Annotated in this window: 5 protein-coding genes; all 5 read right to left on the bottom strand. The window is 62.7% G+C overall.

What is annotated here, in order from left to right:
* The coding region (locus BM228_RS33200) for a transporter (RefSeq protein ID WP_139234352.1) at positions 1-476 on the bottom strand (476 nt) is incomplete at its 3' end.
* A 388-nt stretch (positions 477-864) separates the two neighbouring features.
* On the bottom strand, positions 865-2,304 hold the full coding sequence (locus tag BM228_RS33205; RefSeq protein ID WP_092047572.1) for an IS1182 family transposase: 1,440 nt from the start codon (positions 2,302-2,304) through the stop codon (positions 865-867).
* 272 nt (positions 2,305-2,576) lie between these two features.
* Positions 2,577-3,521 carry an intradiol ring-cleavage dioxygenase gene (locus tag BM228_RS33210; protein WP_092047573.1) on the bottom strand — a complete coding sequence of 315 codons (945 nt, stop codon included), beginning with the start codon at positions 3,519-3,521 and terminating at the stop codon, positions 2,577-2,579.
* A 624-nt stretch (positions 3,522-4,145) separates the two neighbouring features.
* Positions 4,146-4,364, bottom strand: a complete 219-nt coding sequence (locus tag BM228_RS35090; protein ID WP_167367915.1) for a hypothetical protein — start codon at positions 4,362-4,364, stop codon at positions 4,146-4,148.
* 451 nt (positions 4,365-4,815) lie between these two features.
* The coding region (locus tag BM228_RS33220) for an integrase core domain-containing protein (protein WP_139234353.1) at positions 4,816-5,137 on the bottom strand (322 nt) is incomplete at its 5' end.

Consider the following 5,137-nt stretch of genomic DNA (forward strand, 5'->3'; position numbering starts at 1 on the left):
GCGAAACGTTGGTGCAGAACCGGATTTTGGATGACGATCTTGGTCTCGCTGGGTAGGTAGGCCCCGAGCAGGTAGCTGAAGTTGATATTGTTACCGAGCTTCCAGGCCACTTGCGCAGCGAGCAGCGTCTGGCCGAACCCGCTCTGGTACGCCGCGCCCCGTGTGCTCGAAGCTGTGATCGGCTGTAGCACGACAAGTTGCAGCCGTCCGCCGACCACCTCTGCCGGTGTCGCCCAGATGAAGGACGGCAGATTGATGTTCGAGTCGGTCCCGCGCGGGGTGATGTCCCGCGAGCCGAAACTGGACGTGTCAATGAAGTAGAGCCCCATCGGCAATGGCGCGCCCGGGGCTTGCCCTACAGTCTGTCCCGGTTGTGCCGATGAACCAGCCTGCACGGGGATGCCGGCCAACCCGTAGGTGAGCGAGGCGGAGATGGCAGCGATATGGATCGGTCGGATAAGCCCAGCTGTCGTCATTCCGCAGTCCAAGCCTCTCCGTAGTCGGATTGGCCGTTATTGCATGCCAGAACGGATTAAGTGGCCTTCCTGTGCGTGGGCTGCAGAGTTGCGTCACGAGCGTAGCCGTTGGGCAACAGCCGTCACGTCGAAGTCTCGCTTCCTCGGATGCTTCAAACCGCGCCCACAGTGAGGCCCGGTGCGTAGTGGGGCGTCTGGTTTGAAGCGCCGGGCCGAGGTCCGTTCACCACCCCTAGCCAAGATTGCCGGACGGCCGACCAATGACCGCTTATAGGAAGTGCCGACGACCGCTCACATGACTGGGTTGGGTCGAGGCCGTGTCAAAACGCATTGATCGTGGTCGCCAGCGCTGGTCGGCAGGATGATGACAACGGCGCGGTCGACCGCTTCAGGCTCGAATGGTCTGGATGAGCCAGGTTGCGCCGAACAGGCGGATCATCCGCTTCACGTTGTAGGCGAGGATCGCGAGGCTCATCTCGGTTCGCACGCCTTTCAGGCCTTTCGTCAGGAAGGGCGTGCTGCCCATCCAGGCTTTCAGCGTTCCGAAGACATGCTCGACCGTGGCGCGTCGTACCGCCATGGCGTCAGGCATGGCGTCGAGCCGCCTCTGCATGGCTTCCAGCACCGCCTCGTGCTTCCAGCGCTTGAAGCGCTTGAACTTCTCGGTCGTGCAGCGCGCCCGCATCGCGCAGGCATGACAGGCTTCCAGGTTGCGATAATGATCGATGTCACCGTGTCGATCGGAGCGGGCGTTAGATTTCGTCAGCACAACGCCGGCGGGACAGACGTAGTGATCGGCCGCCGCGTCGTAGACGAAGTCGGCGCGTACGAAGAGTCCCTTCTTGGCTCGACCCGAAGTGTCGGCCCGCGGCATGGCCGGCAGGACGCCCGTGCCTTCGCAGGCCAGAACCTCGTCGCCGCTGTAGTAGCCGCGATCGGCCAGGACCGTGATCTCCTCCGCGCCGATGGCCTGCTTGGCCCGACCGCCCATTGGCACGAGCTGGGTTCGGTCGTGGCCCTCGTTGACGACCTCATGGGCGACGACGAGATGATGCTCGGGATCGACGGCGATCTGGACGTTGTAGCCGACGATGCCGGTGCCGCGCCCGCTCGTCGCCATCGAGCGCGCGTCCGGGTCGGTCAGCGAGACCTGTCCGTCGTCCGCGGCCTCTACCTGCTCCTGCATCTCGCGCAGGAAGGCCATCTGGCGGCGTAGGGCGGCGATCTTCTCGCCAATCCGCTGCGTCCGTGCCTCGGGCACGTCGTTGCCCTCCCGATCCGCTCGGTCAAGCGCCGCGAGGTAGCGGGCGATGCTGGCATCCACCTGTTCCAGGCGCTTGGCGACCTTGGCCACGGTGTAGTTGCGGTCCCGGTTGTTGACCGCCTTGAACTTCGATCCGTCCACGGCGACGGTTGCACCGGCGAAGAGCTGCAGATCCCGGCACAGCACCACGAACTGCCGGCAGGCCGCCTGGATCGCAGGCCCGTTGTCGCGCCTGAAGTTGGCGATCGTCTTGTGATCGGGAGCCAAGCGACCGGTCAGCCACATCACCTCGATGTTGCGCTGTGCCTCCCGCTCAAGCCGCCGGCTCGACGGCACCCGGTTGAGATAGCCGTAGAGGTAGAGCTTCAGAAGCGTGGCCGGATCATACGCAGGCCGCCCCGTCGCTGCGGGCTCGAAGCGCGTGAAGCCAAGCGCGCCCAGATCGAGTTCGTCGATGAAGACCTCGACCACGCGAACCGGATTGTCCGCGGTGACATAGTCGTCCAGCGAACTGGGCAGCAACCAGGACTGCCGACGGTCCTGCCCTTCGACGAACCGACCCATGCTGGCCTCCGCAGATCAGGCCAAAAGCCTATCTCAGACCGGACTTTTGACACAGCCTCGGTCGAAAGCGGCTGCCAGCGGCGGTTCGCTAGAGGCACATCTATAGCGGACCGATCGCGCCGGTTCACGTTCGCATACCCTAATCGCACCAGAAGGCCCGGATACCGTGGAGCGGTGTCGGCCGGGTTGCGCCCGGATGGCAACGGAGCGGAACGAGATGCCAATCCTAGGGCCCCACCATCGCCGCGTGCCGGCACTTGAAGAGTCAGGACCTATTTCGGGCCACGAGGCTCCAAGCCTGGTATAAGGGCGGCAAGGCGATCCTTCAGCGACATTCGGGGAAAGCCCGCAAAGCCTGGCGGGGGCGGCATCCCGTTCCCGGGACCGCCGGGGGGTCCGAAGCCAGGGGGCGGCGAACCACCCGGCGGGGGTGGAAAGCCCGGACCCGGGCGTTCCGGGCGGCCATCCGAAGTTACGTCCCGCTCCTCGCCCCGTGCATCTGCACTGCGGTCGACGCCAAGCGTCAGCGAGGCGAGATACCGATCCTTCTCCTCCTTGATGGCGCAGAACCCGCGACGACGCGGGTCCTGCTCGGTGGCGATGCCATCGTTGGCGTTCACAACTAGCCTTTCAGTCGTGCGACCGGTATAGGCGGGGACGTTGGCGTAGATGAACTCATTCAAGGCATCAGGGAAGTAGATCTGCCCCATGAGGACGTTGCGGTCGGCGAGAAACGTCTTGAAGTGAATGTGCGTCGCCCGGCCGGTGTACCACCCCGGATAGATCGTATCGAACGTCACCCAGCCCCCCGTATCCGTCGTTTGCGTCCCGCGCAGAAACGTCTGCCCCGACGTGTCTATGGAGCGATCGTCGCCCTGCCCGGGATATCCGGAGTACAGCCCGCGGGCGTCGCAATGCCAGATGTCGATGCGGGCGCCGGCTACCGGCGTGCAGGGGCCAGCCTCGATGACACGCAGACGCAAGCGCAAAGGAATGCCATCCCGGCCCTCTGTGATATCAGCACGCACGAGCTTCGGATCGACGTAGAACGGCCCCTCGACGGATTGGGGCGTCAACACACATACCGAGTCCTCAGGTACTGCCGTTGCGTGTGGCGAGGCAGCCGACTGGACGCTGTGCGGGACCAAGCTCGCAGGGGCGACCGTCAGGCCGGTCAAGAAACGGCGGCGTGATGCTGTCCAGGCGCGAATATGCATCAAGGCTCCGGTGTGAGGTGAGACAAGGGTAGCAGCCAGCCAAGTGATCGATACGTGTTTCTCGTTTGCTACAGGCCGCGCCGCCTAATCTGATCATTACCGGTTTGCCGTCCCCGGTCGGAAAACGGAAGCTCAAAACTCTTGTGTGGGCATCAGATTGCACATGGATGCCAATGAACGGTTCGCCAAGGGCGCACCCATACCGAACTGACGGCGCCGGTTTTCTATTTCATACCCAAATCGCACCGGTCATAAACGCATCCGGTCCGCTGATGCGACCGCTGATCCCATCCTGTTCCGATCAATGAACGGAGCAACCCCATGCCCTTTGAGAAGGGTGTCAGCCGCAACCCCACAGGCCGGCCGTACGGCATCCGCAACAGCACACCATCGCATTGGAGAAAATCCTGGATGGTGACGCGGAGATAGATGATCAGGCGGTAGTCACGCACTGTAAGATGACGGATTCACCTAAAAAAGCAGACCCATCCGCCCTGCAATGATAACAGTGTTTTAACAACAATGTGGGCAATTTGCACACGGACCCGTGGCCGGACGCCTCCGGCAGTTTCGTACCCTGAGTTCATCCGTGAGTACCGTCTCATCCGCGACAACCTCGCAGCTCTACGCCCAGCGTCCCCCACCCCAGCCGCGCCAAGGTTCCGGCCAAGAACAGATGGCATCAACGATCAGCAGCGAGCTGTCGTCCGGCGCGCTCAGCAGCACTGATGCAACGGCCCTGACGAGTGCGCTCAACTCGATCCAGTCGAGTCTCTCGTCGGACAGCACGTCGTCAACGTCCAGCAGCTCCAGTTCCAAGAGCGCCACTTCGACGAGTTCCAAGCTTGATCCATCCTCAATGAAGAGCCGGATCGACAGCCTGATTGCCGATCAGGTCAGCAGCGGCACTCTCACGAGCGATCAGGCTTCGGAGCTGACGAATCTCTTCGCCAGTGGCGGTCAGAGCACAAAAGCCTCGACATCGACGAGCGGTGTCTCGGGAGCCGATGGTCCGCCTCCTGGACCGCCGCCTGGCCCACCCCCGAGTGACTCTGCGTCTGATAGCTCATCGATAAGCACGTCGTCGGATAGCAGCACATCGTCGACAAGTTCGTCCGCCGGCGACCTTCTCTCGACGTTCATCCAGCAACTTCAGGCTTCCCAGTCGAGCAGCGCGAGCTACGGCACAAGCGGCAGTGGCTACAGCAGCACTAATGCCTCGGCTCTCCTTTTCGATTTTAAGAGCTGACCGCTGCTGACCTGACCGGTATTTTGGACCGAGCCAGTTGCGAGGTTACTGCATGGTAGCGGCCATGGGTAGCCGGAATGCCAGATCCGGGTAGCTGACGGGCGCGGGCGGCCGATAGCCCAGCGACGAATGCGGTCGGATGCAGTTGTACGTGGTTTGCCATAGACCGATGACGATCTGCGCCTCCTTCAGCGAGTAGAAGATCTCCTGGCGTAGGCACTCGTCCCGAAGTTTGCCGTTGAAGCTCTCACAGTACCCGTTCTCCCACGGCGATCCTGGCGCGATGTACTGGATCTGTGGCCCCGTCTTGGCGACCCACTTGCGCAGCGCCTTTGAGATCATCTCAGGGCCATTATCGCAGCGGATG

Origin of the sequence: Methylobacterium pseudosasicola (assembly GCF_900114535.1) — a bacterium.
Taxonomy (GTDB): Bacteria; Pseudomonadota; Alphaproteobacteria; order Rhizobiales; family Beijerinckiaceae; genus Methylobacterium; species Methylobacterium pseudosasicola.

Bases quoted from the DNA above. Each gene is read 5' to 3' on its own strand.
- BM228_RS33210 (WP_092047573.1), bottom strand. From the start codon at position 3,521: ATGCATATTCGCGCCTGGACAGCATCACGCCGCCGTTTCTTGACCGGC.
- BM228_RS33205 (WP_092047572.1), bottom strand. From the start codon at position 2,304: ATGGGTCGGTTCGTCGAAGGGCAGGACCGTCGGCAGTCCTGGTTGCTG.